A 3,074-nucleotide genomic window follows, 5' to 3' on the forward strand; every position below is an offset into this window, starting at 1 on the left:
CCGCCGGGGCCGAACGCGGCGGTCAGCGCGTCGTCACGGAAGACCGGCAGCACGCTGTCGTCGCCCGTGCGCCGGGTCAGCGCCTCCATATGCGGAACGTCGGTGACGGGCCACAGGACGGTGGTGCGCAGCCGCTCCAGGGCGGTGCCGTCGGGGTAGACGGGCAGCTGGCCGCGGGTCAGGCCGAGCACCCGGCCGTCCGGACGGGCCGCGGTCACGGTGAGCGGATACGCGCCCGCGCCCTCCAGCCCGAGGCCGGAGACGGGCACGGTCAGGTCGAAGCGGCGCCCGGCGTGGGCGTCGAGCCGGGCGAGGCGGGCGGTGTGGGCGGTGATTTCGGTGCCGTCGGCGCGGGTGAGGACGGTGCGCCCGGCGTGGACGGCGAGGGCGCCGCGGGTGTCGGCGGCCCCGGCCGCGCTCAGCGCCACGCCGATGTGGGCGCCGGTGACGCGCCGTCCGGAGGTGTTGGTGACGGTGCCGCTGATCCTGACCTCGCCGTCGTGGCGGATCACGGCGGGGCTCAGCGACCGCAGTGCGACGGTGAGCGGGTACGGGCGCGGGGCGGGGGCGTCCCGGGCGGCGGGCGCATGCCGCGCTGCGGGCGCGCGCACGGACGGGGCGGCCGCGGTGGCGGGCCCGCAGGGCAGGAGCAGCGCGACCGCCACGGCGATCGTCCACCCGTACGCCCGTGCTCCTGCCGTCACCTCGCCGCCGTACCTCCCGCCTGACGATCCGGCCCGCTCATCAGCCCACCACGGCGGCACCCGGGCCGCACGCCGGGGCGGCCCGATGGTGGGATGGCGCGGCGTCAGACCCGCACGGCCTCGGACCGCACGGTGTCAGACCCGCACGGCCTCAGACGCGCACGGCCTCAGACCCGCACGGTGTCGGCGCGGCGCGGGCTGGCGTCCATCGCGGCCCGCAGCGAGGCGAAGTCCTCCACACAGCGGCCGGTGCCGACGGCGACACAGTCCAGCGGATCGTCGGCGACCAGCACCGGGATGTCCAGCTCGCGGCCGAGCCGTACGTCCAGACCGCGCAGCAGCGCACCGCCGCCAGTGAGCACGATGCCGCGGTCCATGATGTCGCCCGCCAGCTCCGGCGGGGTCTCGTCCAGGGTGGACCGGACGGCGGCGACGATGCTGTCCACCGGCTCGGCGAGCGCGTGCCGCACCTCGTCCGCGGTGAGTTCGAGGACCTTGGGCAGACCGGTGGCCTGGTCCCGGCCGCGGATGGTACAGCGGTCGGGCGGCAGCAGCGCCTGGGTGTCCTCGTTGTCACCGTTGTCGAGCACTTCGACGTTGCGCTCGATCTGCCGGACGAACGCCCCGGCGCGCGGCGCCGACCACGAGCCGGTCGGTGAGGCGGACCCGATGGACACCTTGATCTCCTCGGCGGTCCGCTCGCCGATGGCCAGCGCGTACTGCTTCTTGACGTACGTGCTGATCGCGACGTCCATCGCATCGCCCGCCGTGCGCACCGAGCGCGCGGTGACGATGCCGCCCAGCGAGACGACGGCGACTTCCGTCGTACCGCCGCCGATGTCGACGACCATCGAGCCGGTGGGCTCGCTCACCGGCAGGCCCGCGCCGATGGCCGCCGCGATCGGCTCCTCGACCAGATGCACCTGCCGCGCCCCGGCCTGGGTCGCCGCCTCCATCACCGCGCGCCGCTCGACACCGGTGATGCCGGACGGCACACAGACGACGACGCGGGGGCGGGCCAGCCGACGGCTGCCCATCACCTTCTTGATGAAGTACCGCAGCATGCGCTCGGCGACCTCAAAATCGGCGATGACCCCATCCCGGAGCGGTCGAACGGCGACAATGTTCGTCGGGGTCCGCCCCATGGTCTCCTTTGCCGCCGAACCCACCGACAGCACATTGCCGTCGGCCGTGTTGACCGCCACGACCGACGGTTCGTTGAGCACGATGCCCTTGCCCCGCAGGTACACCAGCGTATTCGCGGTGCCGAGGTCGATGCCCATGTCTCGCCCAGTGAACGACTTGTTCTGCGCCATAAGTTGACATTATTGCTTATGCCGGATTCTGTCCTGTCAGTGCTGAGATTCGCTCCACCGTGCGGATCCGCACTACCGGGTTGCGGCCAGGGTCGGCGTACCACCGTTGCGGCACCGAGAGTTACTGATCACCAGGCGCGTCACCGAATAGCGGATCAATATCCGTCTTTGCCGGGACACCATGTCTCTGTCTGGTCCCAGGCGTGTCACGGACCCCAGACGTGACTTGTCTGGTTGTCATGCACTCCTGTTACTTTATGGCTCGAATCATTCGCGTTCCCGCCGTCGCCGCGCCTTGGGTCACGGCTGTCCCTGAACGCGAATCACCTTCATCCCCGGGGGATTTCATGAGCCAGAACTGGCAGCAGCCGCAGCAGCCAGGCGGTTACCCGCAGCAGCAGGGTGGTTACCCGCAGCAGCCCGCCGCGCCGCAGCCCGGCTACGGCTACCCGCAGGGGCAGCCCCAGCAGCCCCAGCCCGGCGCTCCCCAGCCGCAGTTCGGCGGCGGCTTCCCGCCGCCCGCGCCGCAGGTGGGCCGCCAGGGCAACCCGCTCGCCGCGGTCGGTGCCGCCGTTGTGGCCGCTCTCATCGGCGCGGTGGCGTACGCGTTCCTGCTCAGCTCGCTCGCGGACACCGACTCGAACCCGCCGGAGGTCACGAAGTTCGCGTACGCGGGTGTCGCCCTCGGCGCGCTCGTCGGCTTCGTGGTCTTCAAGCTCGGCGGCCGCAACGTCGGGCTGTGGGTGGTCGGCGCGGTGCTGGCGCTCGCCGCCGTGTTCCTCGGCGAGCTGTACGGCTACGCGATGATCATGAGCGACGCGGCCTCCAACTACGTGGACAAGATCGGTGGCGCCGCGGCGGCCTCCGCCAACATCCCGGACGCGAACGAGATCTTCTTCGAGCACTTCGGCGACCTGTTCGACGGCTGGAAGGAAGACGCCGACGCGATCACCTGGATCTTCATGATCCTCTCCCCGGTGGCCGCCGCCGGTACCGCGTTCCGGCTCAGCAACCGCTGACCGAAGCGCCCACACGGCACACAGGGAAGGCCCCG

General features: G+C 71.8%; 3 protein-coding genes. 1 reads left to right on the forward strand and 2 read right to left on the reverse strand.

Annotated elements, in window-relative coordinates:
* Together SSOG_RS53685 and SSOG_RS18590 are read right to left on the reverse strand one after the other, a co-directional pair.
* A partial coding sequence (locus SSOG_RS53685; RefSeq protein WP_245606328.1) for a DUF6049 family protein occupies window positions 1–704 on the reverse strand: 704 nt, incomplete at its 3' end.
* 167 nt (window positions 705–871) lie between these two features.
* The gene (locus tag SSOG_RS18590; RefSeq protein WP_009715790.1) at window positions 872–2,020 is read right to left on the reverse strand and encodes a rod shape-determining protein; all 1,149 of its coding nucleotides are present in this window, start codon (window positions 2,018–2,020) and stop codon (window positions 872–874) included.
* 347 nt (window positions 2,021–2,367) lie between these two features.
* Here SSOG_RS18590 and SSOG_RS18595 point away from each other — a divergent pair, with 347 nt between their 5' ends.
* Window positions 2,368–3,039 (forward strand): hypothetical protein, encoded by a 672-nt coding sequence (locus SSOG_RS18595; RefSeq protein WP_039938033.1) that lies wholly within the window; start codon window positions 2,368–2,370, stop codon window positions 3,037–3,039.
* Window positions 3,040–3,074: the final 35 nt, after the last annotated feature.

This window comes from Streptomyces himastatinicus ATCC 53653 (assembly GCF_000158915.1).
Lineage (GTDB): Bacteria > Actinomycetota > Actinomycetes > Streptomycetales > Streptomycetaceae > Streptomyces > Streptomyces himastatinicus.

What these genes read in the sequence shown, in the direction of transcription:
- SSOG_RS18590 (WP_009715790.1), bottom strand. Translation starts at nt 2,020, where the DNA reads ATGGCGCAGAACAAGTCGTTCACTGGGCGAGACATGGGCATCGACCTC.
- SSOG_RS18595 (WP_039938033.1), top strand. Translation starts at nt 2,368, where the DNA reads ATGAGCCAGAACTGGCAGCAGCCGCAGCAGCCAGGCGGTTACCCGCAG.